The 21,163-nt window shown below is 65.4% G+C and carries 18 protein-coding genes; 13 read left to right on the top strand and 5 right to left on the bottom strand.

Annotated elements, in window-relative coordinates; all coding sequences use genetic code 11:
• Positions 1 to 65: 65 nt before the first annotated feature.
• The 9 genes from QUW25_RS08755 (at position 66) to QUW25_RS08715 (ending at position 9,489) form a co-directional block, all read left to right on the top strand.
• Entirely contained in the window at positions 66 to 704 is a 639-nt protein-coding gene (locus QUW25_RS08755) for a cyclodeaminase/cyclohydrolase family protein (protein ID WP_289511829.1), read from the top strand.
• Positions 704 to 1,558, top strand: coding sequence for a bifunctional 5,10-methylenetetrahydrofolate dehydrogenase/5,10-methenyltetrahydrofolate cyclohydrolase (locus QUW25_RS08750; RefSeq protein WP_289511828.1), 855 nt, complete (start codon positions 704 to 706; stop codon positions 1,556 to 1,558). The genes QUW25_RS08755 and QUW25_RS08750 overlap by 1 nt, the downstream gene beginning before the upstream one ends.
• Positions 1,555 to 2,385 carry a formate/nitrite transporter family protein gene (locus QUW25_RS08745; RefSeq protein ID WP_289511827.1) on the top strand — a complete coding sequence of 277 codons (831 nt, stop codon included), beginning with the start codon at positions 1,555 to 1,557 and terminating at the stop codon, positions 2,383 to 2,385. Before QUW25_RS08750 ends, QUW25_RS08745 begins: the two co-directional genes overlap by 4 nt.
• Positions 2,382 to 2,978, top strand: a complete 597-nt coding sequence (gene folE, locus QUW25_RS08740; protein WP_289511826.1) for a GTP cyclohydrolase I FolE — start codon at positions 2,382 to 2,384, stop codon at positions 2,976 to 2,978. The genes QUW25_RS08745 and folE overlap by 4 nt, the downstream gene beginning before the upstream one ends.
• 250 nt (positions 2,979 to 3,228) lie before the next feature.
• Complete coding sequence (locus QUW25_RS08735) at positions 3,229 to 4,686, top strand: bifunctional folylpolyglutamate synthase/dihydrofolate synthase (RefSeq protein WP_289511825.1); 1,458 nt, start codon at positions 3,229 to 3,231, stop codon at positions 4,684 to 4,686.
• 69 nt (positions 4,687 to 4,755) lie between these two features.
• Positions 4,756 to 5,190: a zinc ribbon domain-containing protein gene (locus QUW25_RS08730; protein ID WP_289511824.1), complete on the top strand. Its 435-nt coding sequence runs from the start codon at positions 4,756 to 4,758 to the stop codon at positions 5,188 to 5,190.
• Between the two features lie 280 nt (positions 5,191 to 5,470).
• Entirely contained in the window at positions 5,471 to 7,006 is a 1,536-nt protein-coding gene (locus QUW25_RS08725; RefSeq protein ID WP_289511823.1) for a hypothetical protein, read from the top strand.
• A gap of 405 nt (positions 7,007 to 7,411) precedes the next feature.
• A complete protein-coding gene (gene thrS / locus QUW25_RS08720; protein ID WP_289511822.1) occupies positions 7,412 to 9,175 on the top strand; it encodes a threonine--tRNA ligase in 1,764 nt (587 codons plus the stop codon).
• Positions 9,176 to 9,183: 8 nt separating this feature from the next.
• Entirely contained in the window at positions 9,184 to 9,489 is a 306-nt protein-coding gene (locus QUW25_RS08715; protein WP_289511821.1) for a PLP-dependent transferase, read from the top strand.
• 153 nt (positions 9,490 to 9,642) lie between these two features.
• On the opposite strand, the gene QUW25_RS08710 is transcribed toward QUW25_RS08715, so the two are convergent.
• From QUW25_RS08710 to pfkB, 3 genes are all read right to left on the bottom strand, one after another.
• Positions 9,643 to 10,407 (bottom strand): DeoR/GlpR family DNA-binding transcription regulator, encoded by a 765-nt coding sequence (locus tag QUW25_RS08710; RefSeq protein ID WP_289511820.1) that lies wholly within the window; start codon positions 10,405 to 10,407, stop codon positions 9,643 to 9,645.
• Between the two features lie 204 nt (positions 10,408 to 10,611).
• Positions 10,612 to 11,874 carry a zinc-binding dehydrogenase gene (locus QUW25_RS08705; protein ID WP_289511819.1) on the bottom strand — a complete coding sequence of 421 codons (1,263 nt, stop codon included), beginning with the start codon at positions 11,872 to 11,874 and terminating at the stop codon, positions 10,612 to 10,614.
• A gap of 53 nt (positions 11,875 to 11,927) precedes the next feature.
• On the bottom strand, positions 11,928 to 12,857 hold the full coding sequence (gene pfkB, locus QUW25_RS08700; RefSeq protein WP_289511818.1) for a 1-phosphofructokinase: 930 nt from the start codon (positions 12,855 to 12,857) through the stop codon (positions 11,928 to 11,930).
• A 273-nt stretch (positions 12,858 to 13,130) separates the two neighbouring features.
• On the opposite strand from pfkB, the gene QUW25_RS08695 reads away from it, so the two are divergent.
• From QUW25_RS08695 to QUW25_RS08680, 4 genes are all read left to right on the top strand, one after another.
• Complete coding sequence (locus QUW25_RS08695) at positions 13,131 to 14,999, top strand: PTS mannitol transporter subunit IICBA (RefSeq protein WP_289511817.1); 1,869 nt, start codon at positions 13,131 to 13,133, stop codon at positions 14,997 to 14,999.
• A gap of 197 nt (positions 15,000 to 15,196) precedes the next feature.
• Positions 15,197 to 17,818, top strand: a complete 2,622-nt coding sequence (gene adhE / locus QUW25_RS08690; protein ID WP_289511816.1) for a bifunctional acetaldehyde-CoA/alcohol dehydrogenase — start codon at positions 15,197 to 15,199, stop codon at positions 17,816 to 17,818.
• Between the two features lie 39 nt (positions 17,819 to 17,857).
• Positions 17,858 to 18,631, top strand: a complete 774-nt coding sequence (locus QUW25_RS08685; RefSeq protein ID WP_289511815.1) for a phosphotransferase — start codon at positions 17,858 to 17,860, stop codon at positions 18,629 to 18,631.
• A 179-nt stretch (positions 18,632 to 18,810) separates the two neighbouring features.
• Positions 18,811 to 19,485, top strand: a complete 675-nt coding sequence (locus tag QUW25_RS08680; protein ID WP_289511814.1) for a hypothetical protein — start codon at positions 18,811 to 18,813, stop codon at positions 19,483 to 19,485.
• A gap of 56 nt (positions 19,486 to 19,541) precedes the next feature.
• On the opposite strand, the gene QUW25_RS08675 is transcribed toward QUW25_RS08680, so the two are convergent.
• Together QUW25_RS08675 and thyA are read right to left on the bottom strand one after the other, a co-directional pair.
• Positions 19,542 to 20,039: a dihydrofolate reductase gene (locus tag QUW25_RS08675; RefSeq protein WP_289511813.1), complete on the bottom strand. Its 498-nt coding sequence runs from the start codon at positions 20,037 to 20,039 to the stop codon at positions 19,542 to 19,544.
• A gap of 259 nt (positions 20,040 to 20,298) precedes the next feature.
• Positions 20,299 to 21,147 carry a thymidylate synthase gene (thyA, locus tag QUW25_RS08670; protein WP_289511812.1) on the bottom strand — a complete coding sequence of 283 codons (849 nt, stop codon included), beginning with the start codon at positions 21,145 to 21,147 and terminating at the stop codon, positions 20,299 to 20,301.
• Positions 21,148 to 21,163 lie beyond the last annotated feature (16 nt).

The raw sequence follows: 21,163 nt of genomic DNA, 5'->3' as shown, positions 1-21,163 counted from the left end.
GTAACTTGTCATGATGACAAAGGTGACAGGGTTAACTGTCACCAACGCCCCCGGGAGGAGGCCCTATGGAAGAGAGGCTCACGGAGCTTTCCTGCGAGGAGTTCACGGAGCGGCTCGCGGCGCGCGAGAGCGTTCCGGGCGGCGGCGGCGCGGCGGCGCTCGTCGGCGCGCTCGGGATCGCGCTCTGCTCGATGGCGGGAGCCTTCACCGCGGGCAAGCCGCGCTTCGCCGCGGTTGAGGACCGGGTCCTCCGTCTCATGGACGAGGCCGAGGACGTCCGCTTCCGCCTGCTCGAGCTCGTCCACGAGGACGCCGAGGGCTTCTCGCCCCTCTCTGAAGCCTATGCCCTGCCCAAGGACGACCCCACGCGCGCGGACGCCATCGAGCGCGCGACCGGGGATGCCTGCATGGCGCCGCTTGCCATGGTGGGGGAGTGCTGCCGGGCCGTCGCCCTGCTCGAGGAGATGGGCGCGTGCTGCTCGCGCCTGCTCATCTCGGACGTTGCCTGCGGCGCCCTGCTCGTGCGTGCCGCGCTCGAGACCGCAAGCGTGAACGTCTACGTGAACACCTCCGCGCTCACGGACCGCACGGTGGCAAACCGCATCGAGTCCACCTGCAGCGAGCTCATCGACGAGTACGCCCCGCGCGCCGAGCGCCTGGCAAGCGAGATGACGCGTCGCATCAGCGAGAGAAGGAAGGGCTGATGGCGCGTCTGCTCAAGGGAGCCCCCGCCGCTGCCGCCCTCACCGAGCGCACCGCCGCCCGCTCCGCCGCCCTCGCCGAGCGCGGCATCGTGCCCACGTTCGCCGTCGTGCGCGTGGGGGAGCGCAGCGACGACCTCGCCTACGAGCGCGCCGCCGAGAAGCGCTGCGCCGCCGCTGGCGTTGCCGTCCGCAAGGTCGTGCTCCCGGTGAGCTGCGACCAGGCCGAGCTCAACGCCGCGCTCGAGGAGCTCGGCGCACAGGACGAGGTCCACGGCATCCTGCTCTTCCGGCCCCTGCCCGTCCACCTCGACGAGGGCGCCGCCGCCACCTGCATTCCCGCCGAGAAGGACGTGGACTGCGCGGGCCCCCTCGGGCTTCTCGCCACGCTCTCGGGACGGGGCGCCGGCTTTGCGCCCTGCACGGCCGAGGCCGTCCTCGCGCTGCTCGACCACTACGAGGTGCCGCTCGACGGCGCCAACGTCACCGTCATCGGGCGCTCGCTCGTGATCGGCCGCCCCGTGGCGGCGCTCCTTCTGGCGAGAAACGCCACGGTCACGACGTGCCACACGCACACGCGCGACCTTGCCGCCGCCTGCAGCGGCGCAGACGTCATCGTGGCCGCCGCCGGTGCGCCCGGGACCGTGGGCGCGGCGTGCGTCCACCCTGGCCAGGTCCTTGTTGACGTGGGCACCACGTGGGACGCCGCTGCCGGCCGCCTGCGCGGCGACGTGGACGCCGAGGCGGTTGCCCCCGTCGTCTCCGCGCTCTCGCCCGTTCCCGGTGGCGTGGGCTCGCTCACAACCGCTATCCTTGTCTCTCACGTTGTCACCGCAGCCGAAAGGATGTGTGCATGAAGGTAACCGAGAAGCCCTCGTCGTCGTACAGCGGGGCGATGACCCCTGCGTCGATGGAGCTCAAGAACGAGCGCGTCGCCGAGACCAAGGCCGGCACGGACGTGGTGAGCGCCTTCGTGCTCGCTGTCATGGCCGGCGCCTTCATCTCCATGGGCGCGACCTTCATGCTCGTCATCAAGTCCGACTCCGAGCTGCCCTTCGCCGCAACGCAGCTGCTCGGCGGCTTCTCCTTCACCCTGGGTCTCTTCCTCATCCTCGCCGCCGGCGCGGAGCTCTTCACGGGCAACTGCCTCATGGTCATGGGCCCGCTCGCCGGGCGCTTCTCGTGGGGGAGCCTCCTCAAGAGCTGGGGCGTCGTGCTCGTCGGCAACCTCGTGGGAAGCGTGCTCGCCGCCGCCGTGGTGCTCGCCGCCGACGTTGCCTCGGCTAACGGCGGTGCGTTCGGGCAGGCCGCCATCGCCGTGGCCGAGGGCAAGGTGGCCCTTGGCTGGGGCACGGCCTTCGCGCGCGCGGTCCTCTGCAACCTGCTCGTCTGCCTTGCCGTGTGGATCGGGCACTCCGCAAACTCGGTCACCGACAAGTTCTTCTCGGCGCTGCTGCCGGTCATGGCGTTTATGGCTGCGGGCTTTGAGCACTGCGTGGCCAACATGTTCTTCCTGCCCTATGCCCTCATGCTCCAGGCAACGGGCGTTGCCGCGGGAGGAGTTGAGCTCTCGGGCGTCATCTCTAACCTGACGGCCGCCACCCTGGGCAACCTCGTGGGCGGCGTGGTGCTCGTGGGCGTCTCGTACTGGTTCGTGTACGGGCGCGGAAGGGGGCGCGCGTGAGCGTGGGCGAGAAGAACGAGCAGGGCTTTGGGCCCATCGACAAGCCGCGCGTGGAGGCTGCCATCCGTGAGCTGCTGCTTGCGATTGGCGAGGACCCGGACCGCGAGGGCCTGCTCGGCACGCCCGACCGCGTGGCGCGCGCCTGCGAGGAGGTGCTCGGCGGCATGCAGGAGGACCCGGGGGCCCATCTGCGTAAGCAGTTTCACGAGCCGGGAAACCAGGAGATGGTGATCGTCAAGGACATCCCGTTCTCCTCCCTCTGCGAGCACCACATCCTGCCCTTTACCGGCAAGGCACACGTCTGCTACATCCCGCGTGACGGTCGCATCACGGGCCTCTCCAAGATTGCGCGCTGCGTCTCCGGCTACGCGCGGCGCCTTCAGGTCCAGGAGCGCCTGACCGGGCAGATCGCGGACGCCATGGTGCGCGAGCTCGATCCGCTCGGCGTGCTTGTGGTCCTCGAGGCCGAGCACACCTGCATGACGATGCGCGGCGTGCGCGCGGCAGGTGCCCTCACCACCACGTCGGCCGTTCGCGGGTGCCTTCGCGACCTCAAGACCCGCGAGGAGGCCCTCCGCCTGCTCGAGCTGTAGGCAACCGTGCGCGCCCCCGAGCGGGGAACGTCCGGCGCTCAGGCAGCTTCGGCGCACAGAGCGCGCCTGCAGAACTCGCGGCGGACGTTCCCCCGCTCGGGGGCGCGCCGCGGGTCGCACGTCATCGATTGCCTTGCGGCAGGGGCCTGGGCATGCCCTGCCGCGAGTTCTTGCCGCGCTCTGTGCGGCAAGCTGTCTGAGCGCCGGGGCATGCCCAGGCCCCGCCCGATAGCGTTACGAGGGAGACTACATGTATCAGTTGCCGTTTGAGGTTCCTGAGATTTCGTATGACGAGGCGCTCGCGATCGTGCACGGGGCGCTGCGCTTTGGGATCTGCCCGCTGCTCGAGACCGTTGAGGACATGCTCGCCGAGCTCGGGGACCCCGACCTCGCCTTTGACTGCGTTCAGGTTGCCGGCACCAACGGCAAGACGTCCACCTCGCGCTACACGGCGGCCATCCTCTCCGGCGAGGGCCTGCGCACGGCGCTCTACACCTCGCCCGAGCTCGTGAGCTACACCGAGCGCATGGAGATTGCCGGCAGCCCTGTCTCTGAGGAGGCGTTCGCTCACGGCGTCTCGGCCGCGCGCGTTGCGGGGGAGCGCGTGAACGCGCGGCGCGCCGCCGCTGGCGAGCGACCCTACGACATCACCGAGTTCGACACGCTCACGGTTGCCGCGATGGTCGTCTTCGCGGAGGCTGGCGTCGACGTAGCCGTCCTGGAGTGCGGCATGGGGGGTCGCTGGGACGCCACCTCTGCCGCCAAGTCCATCAAGAGCGTGGCCGTCACGGGCATCGGTCTTGACCACATGCGCGTGCTCGGCAACACCCTCGAGGAGATCGCCGGCGAGAAGGCCGCGATCATCAAGCCCGGTCGCACCTGCGTGCTCGGCGCAGGCACGGCGAGCCCCGCCTCCGTTGAGCAGGTCTTTCTCGACCAGGCGCGCGCGGCGGGAGTGACCCCAGTGTTGGTTCGCCCCGAAGTGGTAGGCGAGAAGAGGCCGGGGCTTGTCGCTGGCGAATCGCGTCAGCGAGCGAGCGCAGCGAGCGCTGAGCCAGAGGCAAGCCCCGGCCTCTTCTCGCCGGACGGGCTGCCCGTTGCCAGCTTCCACGTCACCAAGCATCCGCACCGCATTGGTGCGCCGCTTGAGCTTGACGTCGCCACGCCGCGCGCAACCTACGCTGAGCTCTCAGCGCTCAAGCCGGAGTATCAGGCACAGAACATCGCCTGTGCCGTCGCGCTTGCCGAGTCGTATCTCAGGCGTGCGCTCAACGAGGACGCGCTCTTCACCTCTGTGGTCCAGTGCCCCACGCCCGGCCGCTTCCAGCTGCTGCGCCCGGAGCCGCCCGTTCTTATCGACGCCTGTCACAACCCGCAGTCCGTAGAGGCGTTCCTCACCGCAATCGATGCCGTGGCGCCCAACCGTGACGAGCGGCCCGTCCTTCTCGCCGCGGTTCTTGCGGACAAGGACGTGGCGGGAATCGTCGCGCTTCTCGCCGCCGCCTTCCCGCGCGTGGCCGTCACGCAGACGGCGAGCCCGCGCGCGCTTCCGGCAGATGAGCTGGCCCGCGCCTTTGTCGATGCCGGCGCAGAGGTGGTGGGGACGTATCCAACGGTTGAGGCCGCTACGTCGGCATTGTGTGGAGAATCGTACGTTGGCTGCGGTTCCATCACGCTCGCGGGGGAGCTTGCGGCTCTTTTTGCCTAACATTTGTTACAATTTCGCTGTCTGTGGCGTTGCTTTGTGACGCTTACCCGGTTTTGAAGGAGCCCCGCTATGGCGCAAGAACTGTTCGACCAGCTCATTACCCCCGAGGTCCGCATGGTCCTCTACCTGATGGTCGTCTGCGTCGTCATGCTCTACATCCTCTCCATCGTCTACGTCATCCGTGACGCCCAGCGTCGCGGCGCCGAGCCGTGGTGGATGTGGGCCATCATTTCCGTCATCCCCATCGTGGGCCTGCTCGCCTACGTCATCCTGCGTCCGAGCTCCTACCTCATCGACCGCGAGGAGCAGGACCTGGACATCGCCCTGCGCGAGCACCAGCTCTCTCACTACGGCATCTGCCCCAAGTGCGGCGCCCCCATCGACCGCGACTTTGTGGTCTGCCCGATCTGCAACACGCAGGTCCGCAACGTCTGCCCCACCTGCCACCGTCCGCTCAACGCGGACTGGAAGGTCTGCCCGTACTGCCGCACCCGCATCCAGTAGCGGCTCTCTGGGACATATCGTCTTTGTGTGAACCCCTGCCTCGGCGGGGGTTCAATTTTTTGTGAGGTGGGGTGAGGAATCGTCCACATCTCGCCCCAGCGAGAAGTACGGGCGGCTTGCGGACGGTTTCGGCCGTGAAACCGTCCACATCTCGTCCGTGCCCTTCTCGCCCGCCGCTCGCTGTCAAAAGGAACCCCTGACCTAAAGCTTCTTGAAAAGGTCTCAGGAGGCAGGTTAGGTTTGACTCGTTGGGTTGGACCTCAAGGACAAGGGGGAACCAATGAGAAAGGCCACGGGCGCTTTTGCGCTTCTTTCCGCGGCGGGCATCGCGCTTGCGTGCGTGGTGGCGCCGGGCACGGCTCAGGCGGCTGACACCACCCAAATGCTGCGCCTCTACAACCAGTACACCGGCGAGCACCTGTTCACTGCCAAGCAGGATGAGTACGACTATCTCGGCTCGATTGGCTGGACGCAGGAGAACGACGCCTGGCTCGCGCCCGCCTCGGGTGACGAGGTGTATCGCCTCTACAACCCCTACAGCGGCGACCACCACTACACCAAGGACGCGGAGGAGTACAAGAACCTCGGCAGCATCGGCTGGAAGAAGGAGGGCGTGGCCTGGCACTCCGACACTGCCAAGTCCGTCCCGATCTACCGCCTCTACAACCCGTACGTCCAGTTTGCCACGCACCACTACACCGCCAGCTGGGAAGAGGTCACCAGCCTCGAGGAGCTCGGCTGGGAGTACGAGGGCGAGGCGTGGTACGGCCTCAAGGACGATGAGCCGGCCAAGCCCGCCGAGACGATCAACGGCAAGAAGGTCGCCCAGGTCTCGGCCGGCGCATACGCTGCCGCCGCCATCACCGAGGACGGCGCCCTGTGGATGTGGGGCGACGACTTCTCAAGCACCCCCGAGAAGGTCGCAGACGACGTTGCCACCGTCTCCGTGGGCACGATCAACTACGCCTTTGTCAAGAAGGACGGCTCCCTCTGGACGTGGGGCGGCAACTTCCGCGGCGAGCTCGGCAACGGCACAACGAGCAGCGTTGACGCGCCCGCAAAGGTCATGGACGGCGTCTCCAGCGTTGCCTGCGGCTACATGCACACGCTGGTGCTCAAGACCGACGGCTCCGTCTGGGCCATGGGCGACAACCAGTACGGCCAGCTTGGCAACGGCACCTTCACGGACAGCACCAAGCCCGTCAAGGTCATGGACGGCGCGGTGGCCATTGCGGCATGCGGTAGCCACAGCGCGGCCGTCAAGAGCGACGGAACGCTCTGGACCTGGGGCAACAACTACAACGGCCAGCTCGGCAACGGTGACACGACGGGTGCGAACAGCGCCACTCCTGCCCAGGTCCTGGACAACGTGGCGTCCGTCTCGCTTGGTACGGCCCACTCCGGTGCCGTGACCAAGGATGGTACCCTCTATATGTGGGGTTCCGCCGGCTTCGGGCAGGTTGGCGTCCGGCCTGACAACCCGCTCGTTCCCTTCTTCGCTCCCGTCAAGGTCATGGACGGCGTCAAGTCCGTCTCGCTGGGCGACCAGCACACCGCCGCGCTCAAGACCGACGGCACCCTGTGGATGTGGGGCGACAACCAGTACGGCCAGCTCGGCGACGGCACCTCGGGCAACGCCAGCGTCACGCCCAAGAAGGTCATGGATGGCGTCGCCAGCGTGGATCTGGGCGACTTCACCGCGGCCGTCAAGACCGACGGCTCCCTCTGGACGTGGGGCCTGAACGAGGACGGCCAGCTCGGCGACGGCACGACCACCAACCGTAACGTCCCGACGCAGATTTCCTCGGCACAGTAGGCCCGAGCGGGACAGCGTCCCGTTGCGGAGAGAAGAACCTGGGACTCCTCCCGACACTCTGGACTCAGAAAGTGTCGGGAGGGGTCCCCGCTTGTGCGGGTGTGGGCGCGAGCCGACGGTTCTTCTCGCCAGAGTGTCGTGCGCATGCTGCGAATCTGTTTCCCCGCGCATGAGATGCGCCCAGATGTGGTAAACCTATGTCGTGCAAGCGAGACGAAAGGCTGACATGCGCCGCTTCATCGCACAGATCGCTCGAACGCAGACTATCTAGGCGTCTGTCCTTCCCATGGCCGGCAGGCCACGGACAGGCGCCGCATATCGCTCGACGCTTCCCATCAGGGCGGCGGACGGGCGTTTTTCATGTTTGAGCACGTATGAGACGACCAGCCAGAGAGAGGTTTCACCATGAAGGTCCTGTACAACGACGGTCACATCGACGAGTGCCCTGCCGACGAGGTTACCCACGTCGTCCGCCACAGCGCCGCCCACATCATGGCCCAGGCCGTGAAGCGCCTGTACCCCGAGGCCGACTTTGCCTACGGCCCCGCCACGGACAACGGCTTCTACTATGACGTCGACCTGCCCGAGGGCGTAAAGATCTCCGAGGAGGACTTCCCCGCGATCGAGGCGGAGATGAAGAAGATCGTGAAGGAGAACCTCAAGTTCACCGTCTTCGAGCTCCCGCGCGAGGAGGCCGTGGCCCTCATGCAGGAGCGCGGCGAGAAGTATAAGGTCGAGCACATCGGCGACCTGCCCGACGATGCCCGCATCACCTTCTACCAGCAGGGCGAGTACATCGACATGTGCGTGGGCCCGCACCTCACCTACACCAAGGCGCTCAAGGCCTTCAAGCTCACGGGCGTCTCCGGCGCCTACTGGAAGGGCGACAAGAACAACAAGATGCTCACGCGCATCAACGGCACCGCCTTTGCCACCAAGGAGGAGCTCGACGAGCACCTGCGCCTGCTCGAGGAGGCCAAGAAGCGCGACCACCGCAAGATCGGCCGCGAGATGGACATCTTCATGATGCGCGACGAGGCCCCCGGCTTCCCGTTCTTCCTGCCCAACGGCATGACCCTCAAGAACGAGCTGCTCACCTACTGGCGCGAGATCCACCGCGCGGCCGGCTACGTTGAGATCTCCACGCCCATGATCATGAACAAGGAGCTCTGGAAGACCTCCGGCCACTGGGACCACTACAAGGACAACATGTACTCCACGATCATCGACGACGAGGAGTACTGCATCAAGCCCATGAACTGCCCGGGCGGCGTGCTCGTCTATGCCTCTAAGCCGCACAGCTACCGCGAGCTGCCCATTCGCGCTGGCGAGATTGGCCTGGTGCACCGTCACGAGATGCGCGGCGCCCTGCACGGCCTCTTCCGCGTGCGCTGCTTCAACCAGGACGACGCCCACCTCTTCGTGCGCCCGGACCAGCTCACCGACGAGATCATCGGCGTCGTGAACCTCATCGACTCGGTGTACGAGAAGTTCGGCTTCAACTATCACCTCGAGCTCTCCACGCGCCCCGAGGACTCCATGGGCTCCGACGAGGACTGGGAGCGCGCCGAGTCCGCGCTGCGCCTCGCGCTCGAGAAGCTCGGCAAGGACTACGTGGTCAACGAGGGTGACGGTGCCTTCTACGGCCCCAAGATCGACTTCCACCTGGAGGACTCGCTCGGTCGCACCTGGCAGTGCGGCACGGTGCAGCTTGACTTCCAGATGCCGATCAACTTCGACCTGGAGTACACGGACGCCGACGGCTCCAAGAAGCGCCCGATCATGCTGCACCGCGTGTGCTTTGGCTCCATCGAGCGCTTCATCGGCATCCTGATCGAGCACTTTGCCGGCAAGTTCCCCACGTGGCTCGCGCCGTGCCAGGTGAAGGTGCTCCCGGTCTCCGAGAAGAGCCGCGACTACGCGCGCGCCGTGACGGAGAAGCTCGAGGCTGCGGGCATCCGTGCCGTTCTCGACGAGCGCGACGAGAAGATCGGCTACAAGATCCGCGAGGCGCGCAACATCGACCGCCCGCCCTACATGCTCATCATCGGCGAGCAGGAGGTCGAGGCCGGTAACGTCTCCGTGCGCGACCGCTCCAACGAGACGGTGACGCGCGAGCTCGACGACTTCATCGCCGACGTGCGCGCCGAGATCGCCGAGCGCCGCTAAGTGCCGCGGTGGGCGAGAAGGACCTCGACATAGACACGTTGCTGGCGCTCTCGTCCCAGATGGGGCGGGAGCGCTGGCGCGTCCTGTCCGACGCGGCGCAGGTGGTGGCCAACTACCTCGCGTGCCACCCGCGCGTGGAGGCCGTGCGCTATCCCGGCCTGAAGGCGGACCCGGACTTCCCCCGCGCAGCAAACACCCTTTTGGGCGGCTTTGGACCGCGCGTTGCCTATCAGGTGGCGGGGAAGTGGCGCCTCTGGGAAGCCGACGAGCGCGACGCCTGCGACCAGGTCATGGAGCTCGAGTCCCAGCTCTAGTGGCGACGAGGTGCGTGCTGACAAGGGTGACAGGGTTGCTGACAAAGGTGACAGGGTTGCTGACAAAGGTGACAGGGTAAGTTGTCACCATCCAAGAGATGGTGACAACTTACCCTGTCACCTTTGTCAGCAACCCTGTCACCCTTGTCAGCACTAGAGGACGGTGACCTCGGCCTCCTCGCAGTACTTCTTGAAGTGCTCGGTGAGGTTACCATCGGAGACGACGTAGTCCACGTCGGAGAGGTCGCAGATCTTGAAGGTGCTCTTCTGCCCCAGCTTGGAGGAGTCCATGAGCACCGCGGTCTTCTCGGCGTGCGCGATGAGGGCGCGCTTGAGCGCCGCCTCGTCGTCGGAGCCGCAGGCAAAGCCCGAGGAGGACTGGAACGACGTCACGCCGAGGAAGAGCAGGTCAAAGCTCAGGGAGCTGACGTCCTCGATGCTTTTGGACCCGTTGAGGCTCAAACTGTAGCGGTTGAGCGACCCGCCGATCATGATGGTGCGCGTGCGCTCAAGGCGGGCGAGCTCGGCCGCGCACGTGAGGCTGTTGGTGAAGACGAGGGTCCGCATGTCGTCCAGCTCGCGGGCGAGCGCCGTGGTGGTGGAGCCGGAGTCGAGAAAGATCGTGCTGTCGGGCCGTACGAGCTCCTTTGCCTTGCGCGCGATGATGGCCTTGGCCTCCACGTTTCTCGTGTTGCGGTTGAGGAGGAGGTCGTCGGTTCCCACCACGTACTCCACCGAGCGCGCGCCGCCATGGGTGCGCACGATGCGGCGAGCCTCGTCAAGGGCCTTGAGATCCGTGCGGAGCGTCATCTCGGAGACGTCGGGGAAGGCCTTCTTGAGCTGGCTGAACGTGACGCTGCCCTCGGACGTGACGAGTGCGGCGATGGCGTCGCGCCGCTCGATCATGGTGCTGCTCATCTGGACCTCCTCGTTTCTCGATGAGAGCATCTTAGCGCAGATGCGCAAATGGCGGCGCCCCTGCCGTGGTCGATTGCGGGGGTGCACGACCGGACCTTACACGAAGGGAAGACGAAAGGGGGTTTCCCTTGCACTATCTCCCTTCGTGTAAGGTCGCCCTTTTATGTGACACTCATCTCTGACGCCAGTGTCACCGGTGTCAGGTTATGCGGCCCAGTGCTCGAGGAGGTAGCGCTCGGCGGCGGGGCACCAGAGGCCCTTGTTGGCCTCGACGATGTCCGCAAGGCCCGCAAAGCGCTCGTCCTTCTCGGCCCACGCGCGAAGCTCGTCAAGCGCCACGAGCGGCATGCTCACGTGCGTGTAGATGAGCTTCTTCCCACCCGGGATCTTCGGGAGGTTGAGCGTGGTCTCGGCGGCGGCGTCAAGTCCGCCCACGTGCGTCACCATGACGGAGGGATCAACGCGGCCGGCTGCCGTGAGCTCGAGGGACTCCACCATGTCGTCTGTGTTGCCGCCCGTGGTGCCCATCACGTGGTGGCTGCCGTAGTGCACCTCGTAGAAGTTCATCTCGGCCTTGAAGTTCTTGTCGGTGGGTCCGGCAAAGAAGTTGAGGCAGCCGTCGCGGCCCAGGATGGCGTCGGAGAGCGTCACCACGGGGGCAACCGGCGCGTAGCAGAGCACGTCGTCAAAGCCCGTTCCGCCCGAGACCTCGCGCAGCGCGGCCACCTGGTTGTCATAGGCGCCGTTGTTGATGAAGACGAGGTCTATGCCCGTCTCGGCCTTGATCTCCTCGGGCGGGAAAAGCTCGGCGGCGCGGTCGAGGCGCTCCTGGTTGATGTCGGCAACGCATACGAGGCTCGGACGCCGATCGCAGTGCAGCGCGTAGGTGAGCGCGCCTAGGCCCATGGGGCCGGCACCCGCCACGATGGCGAGCTTGCCGCCCTCGCGAATGCCCATCTCGTGGGTGTAGACGCCCATCTGCGTGTGGTACGCCGCATGGAACGCGCCGATCGAGCAGCTCATGGGCTCGGCAAGGGAGGCCTGGTAGTAGGCCTCACCGGTATACTCGAGCAGGCAGTCGCACTCCATGACCTCGGCGGGGAGGATGCAGTAGGTGGCGTCGCCGCCGCAGAACTCGTAGGAATAGCCGGGGCTCCACATGGTGCCCTTGTAGTTGAGGGCGGGCTGGATCGTGAACTTCATGCCCGGCTTGAAGCGATCGGCCCACTTGGCGCCCACCTCAACGATGTCGCCGGCAAACTCGTGGCCCATGATCGCGGGGTGCTCGCCCACGTCCTCGTGGACGCGCTTGTGCTCCACGCCCAGGGTGGCGCACTTGTACGTGGACATGCAGATGCTGTCCGAGACCACCTTCACGAGCACCTCGTCGTCCTTGATGGGGGGCAGCTCAAACTCGTCGATGCGCAGATCGTTGGCGGCGTGCAGACGTACGGCCTTGGCCTTCATGATGGTTCCTTTCAACGTGATGACAAAAGTGACAGGGTTGTTTGTCAGGTTTTCTAGAGGGGCTCGATGGTCACTCGGTCCAGAAGCTCGTCGACCAGCGCTCGCTCGGCTGCCTGGGTGCCGGACTGCATGACGTTTGCCGCCCCCGTGGCCATGGCAAGGCGCGCCGCGTCCTCGAGGCTCATGCCGCGCTCCTCCGCGTAGGCGAGCGCTGCCACAACGGAGTCGCCGGCCCCCACGGTGGAGCCCACGCTCACCTTGGGAGAGCGGGCGAGAAGCACGTGGCTCTCGTCGGCGAGAATTGCCCCCGCGCCGCCCATGGAGACCACGACGCGCCCGATGCCGCCGTTGACGAGCCGGATTGCCTCCTCGGCAATCTGCGCCGCGTCGGCGAGCTCGCGCCCGCAGAGGCGGGAGAGCTCGGCATCGTTGGGCTTGACGAGATAGGGGCGTGCCCCAAGACCGTGCGAGAGCGCGGCGCCGTCTGCGTCGAGAAAGACCTTCGCGCCCGCTGACCCGCATGCGCGCACCCATGCCGCATAGGTGGCAACGGGCGCTCCCTTGGGCAGGCTTCCCGAGAGCACCACGATGTCGCCGCAGCTGATGGCGCTCGTAAGCGCGGCGAGCATGGTGTCGAGCGTTGCGATGGAGGCGGTGGGGCCAGGCTCGTTGATGTCGGTGTTCGTCCCGAGCTTGGGGTCAACGACCTTGAGGTTGGTGCGCGTCTCGCCCTCGGCCTCGAAGGCCCAGACGTCGATGCCCTCCTCGGAGAGCATGGCGCGGATCTTCTCCCCAACAGATCCGCCGAGAAGCGCGAGCGCGCGGCTCGTCCCTCCGAGCTTTGCGATCACCTTCGAGACGTTGATGCCCTTGCCGCCCGGGTCCTCGCGCACCTCCGTGATGCGGTTGACCTCGTCCACGGTGAGCCCCTCGACCGTTGCGGTCTTGTCGAGCGCCGGGTTGAGCGTGACGGTGTAGATCATGGCCCCTCCCTTCGATTTGTTGGTTGAAACTGTCGAAACAAAAGTCAAGTGTCATCATAACAACAGTCTCAATTCTGTCAAACCAAAAGTGAAAAGAGCCGAAATATCACCGTTTATCGCCAATATTCAGCCGTTTGGCGGCAAAATTCCGTTGTTTACAATCCTGTCGAAATGAAAGCGTACTATTCAAGTCGTTGAAACAAAAGTCATGGGCGCTCGCCCACACTATTCAACGCGTCGGGTCCGTGCGCGGGCCTTGGAAAGGAGGGACCAATGTCAGTGCGCGAGGGTCTCTCTAAGTTTGGCAAGTTCCTGAGCGGCATGGTCATGCCCAACATCGGTGCGTTCATCGCCTGGGGCTTTCTGACCGCGCTCTTCATCGAGACGGGCTGGCTTCCCAACGAGCAGTTCGCGAGCATCACCGGCCCCATGCTGAGCTACCTCATCCCGATCCTCATCGCCGCCCAGGGCGGCTACCTCACGGGCGGCGACCGCGGTCGCATTGCCGGCGCCATTGCCGTCGTTGGCTGCATCGCGGGCGCGCCCGATACCACGATGCTCATGGGCGCCATGGCCATGGGCCCGTTTGCGGGCTGGGTCATCAAGATGTTCGACCGCCTCATGGAGGGCAGGACGCCGGCCGGCTTTGAGATGCTGATTGACAACTTCTCCGTGGGCATCCTCGGCATGCTACTCGCGATGCTCGGCTACGTGGTCATCGGCCCCGTCATGACCACCATCCTCGCCGTGCTCATGGGCGGCGTGCAGATTCTCGTCCAGTACAGTCTCATGCCGCTTCTGGCCATCTTCATCGAGCCAGCCAAGGTGCTCTTCCTCAACAACGCGCTCAACCACGGCATCTTCACGCCCATCGGCATCGCTCAGGCCGAGGAGACGGGCCGCTCCATCATGTACATGCTCGAGGCCAACCCCGGCCCCGGCGTGGGCGTCCTTCTCGCGTACTGCTTCTTCTGCAGGGACGCCAAGACCCGCCAGTCCGCCCCCGGCGCCATCATCATTCACTTCTTTGGCGGTATCCATGAGATCTACTTCCCCTACGTGCTCATGAACCCCAAGGTCATCATTGCCCCCATCGTGGGCAACATGGCGGCCATCGCGTGGTTCAGCCTCACCGGTGCGGGCCTCACCTCGGCCGCGTCCCCGGGCTCGATCATCGCGTTCCTCTCGATGTCGCCCTCTGACATGATTCTCACCAACCTCATCGGCGTGCTCATTGCCGCGGGCGTGTCGTTTGCCATTGCCGTGCCGCTCGTCCGCTCCATGCAGGTGGCCGACATCGACCAGGCGAGCCAGCAGATGCGCGAGATGAAGGGCACCGCCGAGGCAGCCGTCATCTCCGACACCGAGGGCGGCAAGATCGTCTTTGCCTGCGACGCCGGCATGGGCTCCTCCGCCATGGGCGCCACGCGCTTCCGCAACCGCATCAAGGCCGAGCGCCCGGACCTCACCGTTGAGCACTCGAGCGTGGACACGGTGCCTGCGGACGCGAACATCGTGGTCTGCCAGCGCGTTCTCTCCGAGCGCGCCCGCAAGAGCGCGCCCTCGGCGCAGATCGTCACCATCGACAACTTCCTCGACGACCCGGCCCTCGACTCTCTCTACAAGGCGCTCACGCAGCTCAGCCACGCCGCCGAGCTCATCGAGACCACGCCCGCCCCGGCGCCCGAGCCCGTGGCGGAGGATCGTCCCAGCCTCACGATCACTGCCGACGACATTCAGCTCGGCCTTGCGCCCGTGGGACGCGAGCAGTGCATCCGCGACTCCGGCGCCCTTCTCGTCAAGCGCGGCTGCGTGAGCGAGCCCTACATCGACGCCATGGTGGAGCGCGACCGGCTCACGAGCGTCTACATCGGCATGGGCATCGCCATCCCGCACGGCACCAACGAGGCCAAGGAGGCCGTCGAGAAGACCGGCGTGGTGCTGCAGCAGTACCCCGAGGGCGTGGACTTTGACGGCGAGCGCGCCAACCTCGTCTTTGGCATTGCGGGCAGGGGAGAGGAGCACCTGGAGGTCCTCGCCAACATCTGCCGCATCCTGGAGGACGAGGCCGTCCTTGAGAAGATGAAGACGACCACCGACAAGGACTGGGTCGTGCGCGTCCTCTCCGGCAAGGATGCCTAAAAGGGGACAGTCCCCATTTCAGTCCCCATTTAGGCAAGTAATTTCCGCGCTCGCCGCCGCACGGCGAGCGCGGCCGCCGAAATGCTATACTTCAGCAGAATGGCTCGTTGCGTCAGCATCACCCATCACTATCCTGTCCTTTGTACGACCGCGTTTGCGATGCGTCGCCCGCGCGGTCCGAGAAATAGGAGGAACGCATGGCAGACAACGTTACGACCACGATTGACAGCGTCGAGGCGCTGCAAGCCCGCATCAAGGAGATGCGTGCCGCGCAGGCCGAGTTCGCTAAGTTCACCCAGGAGCAGGTGGACAAGATCTTCTACGCGGCGGCGATGGCCGCCAACAAGGCCCGCATCCCGCTGGCCAAGATGGCCGTCGAGGAGACCGGCTACGGCATCATGGAGGACAAGGTCATCAAGAACCACTACGCCTCCGAGTACATCTACAACAAGTACAAGGACATGAAGACCTGCGACGTCATCTCCGACGACAAGGCCTTCGGCTACAAGCAGATCGCCGAGCCCATCGGCCTGGTTGCCGCCGTCATCCCGACGACCAACCCCACCTCCACGGCCATCTTCAAGACGCTCATCTGCCTGAAGACCCGCAACGCCATCCTCATCTCGCCGCACCCCCGCGCCAAGGCCTGCACCGCCGAGGCCGCCCGCATCGTGCGCGACGCCGCCGAGGCCGCCGGCTGCCCCAAGGGCATCATCGACTGGATCGACGTCCCGTCCCTCGACATGACCGCCGAGCTCATGCGCTCCGCTGACATCATCCTGGCCACCGGTGGCCCGGGCATGGTCAACGCCGCGTACTCCTCCGGCAAGCCCGCCCTCGGCGTTGGCCCGGGCAACAACCCCGCCATCATCGACGACACTGCCGACGTGGAGCTCTCCGTCAACTCCATCATCCACTCCAAGACCTTCGACAACGGCATGATCTGCGCCACCGAGCAGAACGTGATCGTCCTCGACAAGATCTATGACAAGGTCAAGGCCGAGTTCCAGAAGCGCGGCTGCTACTTCCTCCAGGGCGAGGAGATCGCCAAGGTCGGCAACACCGTCATCGTCAACGGCGGCGTCAACGCCAAGATGGTCGGCCAGCCCGCTCCCAAGATCGCCGCTGCCGCCGGCGTGACCGTCCCCGAGAGCACCAAGGTCCTCATCGGCGAGGTCGAGTCCGTTGAGCCCTCCGAGCCGTGGGCGCACGAGAAGCTGACCACCATCCTCGGCATGTACCGCGCCAAGGACTGGGAGGACGCCCTCTCCAAGGCCGAGCGCCTCATCGCCGACGGCGGCTACGGTCACACGAGCTCGCTCTTCATCGACACGCGCGAGACCGAGAAGATGGCCGAGCACGCCAAGCGCATGAAGACCTGCCGCATCCTCATCAACACCCCGGCCGCCCAGGGCGGCATCGGCGACATCTACAACTTCAAGATGGCGCCGTCGCTGACGCTCGGCTGCGGCTCCTGGGGCGGCAACTCCGTCTCCGGCAACGTTGGCCCCCAGCACCTGCTCAACATCAAGTCCGTCGCAGAGAGGCGTGAGAACATGCTGTGGTTCCGTGTCCCCGAGAAGGTCTTCTTCAAGAAGGGCTGCATGCCCGTGGCCCTGCGCGAGCTCTCCGAGGTCTACGGCAAGAAGCGCGCCTTCATCGTCACCGACTCCTTCCTCTACAAGAGCGGCTTCACCAAGAAGATCGAGGAGTCCCTCGACGAGCAGGGCATCGTCTACTCCAGCTTCTGGTCCATCTCGCCTGACCCCAAGCTCCAGGACTGCGAGCGCGGCCTCGAGCAGGTCAAGGCCTTCGAGCCCGACTGCATCATCGCCATCGGCGGCGGCTCCGCCATGGACGCCGGCAAGATCATGTGGATGATGTACGAGCACCCCGAGGCCAAGTTCGAGGACATGGCCATGGACTTCATGGACATCCGCAAGCGCATCTACACCTTCCCCGAGATGGGCGAGAAGGCCTTCTTCGTGGCCATCCCCACCTCCTCCGGCACGGGCTCCGAGGTGACGCCGTTCTCGATCATCACCGACGCCAACACCGGCACCAAGTGGCCGATCGCTGACTACCAGCTCCTGCCCAACATGGCCATCGTCGATACCGACAACATGATGACCCAGCCCAAGGGCCTGACCGCCGCCTCCGGCGTCGACGTCCTCACCCACGCCCTCGAGGCCTACGTCTCCATCATGGCGTCCGACTACACCGACGGCCTCGCGCTTCGCGCCATGAAGCTCGTCCTCAACTACCTCGAGCGCGCCTATGACGACGGCACCGACGTCGAGGCCCGTGACCACATGGCCAACGCGTCCTGCCTCGCCGGCATGGCCTTTGCCAACGCCTTCCTCGGCGTGAACCACTCCATGGCCCACAAGCTCGGCGCCTATCACCACATCGCCCACGGCCTGGCCAACGCCGTCATCCTCACCCGCGTCATGCGCTACAACGCCGCTGAGCGCCCGGTGAAGATGGGCACCTTCCCGCAGTATGATCACCCCAAGACCCTCGCGCGCTACGCCGAGGCCGGTCGCTTCTGCGGCATCCAGGGCAAGGACGACAAGGAGGTCTTCGAGAACTTCATCGCCCGCATCGAGGAGCTCAAGGCTCACGTGGGCGTCCCCGAGACCATCGCCGGCTTTGGCGTCACCGAGGAGGACTTCCTCGCCACGATCGACGAGATGTCCGAGAACGCGTTCAACGACCAGTGCACCGGCGCCAACCCGCGCTACCCGCTCGTGTCCGAGATCAAGGAGCTCTACCTCGACGCCTTCTACGGCCGCGAGCCCAGCTCCTACGAGGACTAGTCCGCACACGTTCTTCTCGTTGCCCAGAAGGAGGCAGCAATGGAACTCTCTGACAGCAAGAAGGTCATCGTCGAGCGCCACAACAAGGCCGTCTACGTCGATGGCGACCGCATCGTCAAGGTGTTCAAGGCCGAGAAGCCGGCCTCTGACATCTTCAACGAGGCCCTGAACATCGCCCGTGTCATCGAGGCCGGCGTGCGCGTCCCCAAGATCCTCGAGGTCTCCCAGGTTGCCGACGGCTCCTGGGCCCTGGCCACCGAGTACGTCGAGGGCGTCACGATGCGCTCCCTCATGGACGCCGCCGAGGGCACCGACGAGTACGACAAGCTCCTCGAGCAGTTCGTGGACTTCCAGATCGAGATCCAGAACACACCCGCTCCCGAGCTCCTCAAGGACCAGAAGACCAAGATCGCCGGCATGGTGGGCAAGGTCAAGGAGCTTGACCCGTCCGTGCGCTACGACCTCCAGATGCGTGCCGATCGCATGGGCTCCGGCCGTGCCATCTGCCACTGCGACTTCAACCCCTCCAACGTCATCGTGACCGAGGACGGCACGCTCTACGCCTGCGACTGGGCCCACGTCACCCGTGGCCTCCCCGAGGCCGACGCCGCGATGACCTACATCCTCTTCAAGATGTATCACCCCGGCCACGCCGAGGCGTACCTCGAGGCCTTCTCCAAGAAGGCTGACGTCGCCAAGCAGAAGGTGCACTACTGGGTGCCCGTCATGGCCGCCGCCGAGCTCTCCCGCGGCCGCAAGGACGCCGAGGAGTTCCTCCGCAGCCAGGTCGACGCCGCGCTCGACATCGACTAGCCCCTCACGGATAGTCACCCTGGGACCCGTCAGCCCCCTGCGGCTGGCGGGTCCTTTCATGACGGCGTGACAGTGGGCTCTGACGTCAGTGTCACGTTGTGACTGTGGCGTCAGAGCCCACTGTCATGATGAATGCGGTAAGCTTGTCTGCGTGAAATCGAGTGGGGGAGTGTGTTGTGATGCTTCGACGTGACTTTCTTCGCCTTGTTGCCGCGGGTGCCCTGGCCATGTTCGTTGGCTTTGGGACAACGGCGTGCAAGTCCGAGACTGATCAGGTAAAGGACGCGGCCAGCGCCCTGCTCGAGAGCTATGTTGTCCCCGTTCCCAACGAGGACGGCGAGGAGCCCGAGGACCCGGCCTGGCCCGCTGCGGACTTTGGCGACGCGGCCACGATGGAGGTCCTCGAGAAGTACGGCGTCATTGCGGACGACTGGCACCGTCACTGCTTCAAGAACTTCTCGTATGAGCTTGGCGAGGCGAGCGTTGACGGTGATTCCGCCACCGTGGACGTGACGGTTACCAACACGAGCCTCTCTGCTGCGCTTGATGCCGCGGGCGCCGACTTCACCGCGTTCACTGAGACGCAGGATTCCGAGGACACCTATGCGCAGGGTGGCAAGGCCGCGCTCTTCTCGCACCTTGTTGACCTGGTCTACGCGCACCTTGATGCCAACGAGAACCCCGTCACGACGACGGTCTCCCTTGCGCTCACGAAGGGCGATGACGGCTGGGCTGCCAACGTTTCCGGCAGCGAGGAGTTCTTCTCGGCTCTCTATGGCGGTTCCAACGTCATCGCCGGGCTCGCTCCCGTGGACGAGGGCGCCGAGGCGCCTGCTGAGGAGCCGGCCGAGTAGCGCACAAAAGACCCCAACTTGTCATTACGCACATGAGCTGCTCGCCGAGAAGAGCCTCAGGCGCGGCAATACGTCACAAACTCAAACCCAACGCCCTCGGGCGTGGCGCCGCCCTCTCGCACGTCCGCAACCTCCCACTCGGGGTTCTCGTCAAGGTTGGGAAACCAGCTATCAACGGGACGCACGCAGTGGTTGCACGTGACGACGGCCCGCTCGCAGCGGGGGAGAAGCTGGCGATAGACCTGATCGCCCCCGATGACCCACGCCTCGTCCTCTCCGGCCACGGCATCGAGCGCCTCCTCAACGGAGTGAACCGCTTCAACGCCCTCGCGCGAGAAGGACGGGTCGCGCGTCAGCACGATGTTGCGCCGATTCTTGAGCGGGCGCCCTCCCGGAAAGCTCTCGAGCGTCCGTCGCCCCATGATGACGGGATGACCCGTGGTGCAGGCGACAAAGTGCCTCATGTCCTCGCGGTTCTCGACGACCATCCCCCCATCGAGCCCGATGCCCCAGTCATCGCACACCGCAACGATCGCGCTCAGCTTGCATGTCATCTCTCATACCTTTCTGTGAGGGGCGGCCCGGCGCATTGCCCCGGCGCTCGGACAGTCCTCTTCGCACGGAGGCGACATTAAGTCGCCTCCGGCTCATGCGGAACTCGCGGCGGGACAAAGCGTCAGGGCCGTCGAGCCGAAAAGGGTAGGCGAGAAGGCCCGGCGCATTGCCCCGCGCGCAGTTCTGCAGGCGCGCTCTGTGCGCCGAAGCTGTTTGAGCACGGGGCATTACTCCAGCCCTTCTCGCCGGCCAGCTCCGTTACACCGCGATCGGGATGTTCTTGACCTGCGGGCCGTGCTCGTAGTTCTCGACGATGAGGTCGTCGGTGGTGAAGTCGTAGAAGTTCGTGACCTCGGGGTTGAGGCTCACCTTTGGCGCCGGGAACGTGAGGCGCGAGATGAGCTCGCGGATGATGTCCACGTGACGGTCGTAGATGTGGGCGTCCGCGATCATGTGGACGAGCTCGCCGGCGTTCATGTTGCTCACCTGCGCCACCATCATGAGGAGAATGGCGTACTGGCAGACGTTCCAGTTGTTGGCCGCAAGCACGTCCTGGCTGCGCTGGACGAGCACCATGTTGAGGGTGGGGCGGTTCTCGCCGGGCTCCTGCGTCACGTTGTAGATGGCGTTGTAGGCGCAGGGGTAGAGGTTCATCTCGTGGAGGTCTGAGAACGTGTAGAGGTTCGTCATGATGCGACGCGAGTAGGGGTTCTCGCGCAGGTCCTTGAGGACGCGGTCCATCTGGTCAAAGTCGCCGTCGGAGTAGTGGGACTTCACGCCAACCTGGTAGCCGTACGCCTTGCCGATCGAGCCGGTCTCGTCGGCCCACTCGTCCCAGATGTGCGAGTTGAGGTCGTGGATGTTGTTGGACTTGCGCTGGTAGATCCACAGAACCTCGTCCATCGCGGACTTGAGGGCCGTGCGGCGCAGCGTGAGCGCCGGAAACTCCTCGCGCAGGTCGTAGCGGTTGCACACGCCAAAGCGCTTGATGGTGTAGGCGGGGGTACCGTCCTCCCAGCGCGGGCGCACCTTCTGGCCCTCGGTGGTGGTCCCGTGCTCGATGATGTCCGAGCACATTGCGATGAAGATGTCGTCTGCTTTGCTCATGTTGCTCCAGCTGGGA

The organism is Thermophilibacter provencensis (assembly GCF_030372065.1).
GTDB lineage: Bacteria > Actinomycetota > Coriobacteriia > Coriobacteriales > Atopobiaceae > Thermophilibacter > Thermophilibacter provencensis_A.
This window is presented reverse-complemented; position numbering and strand designations above follow the sequence as displayed.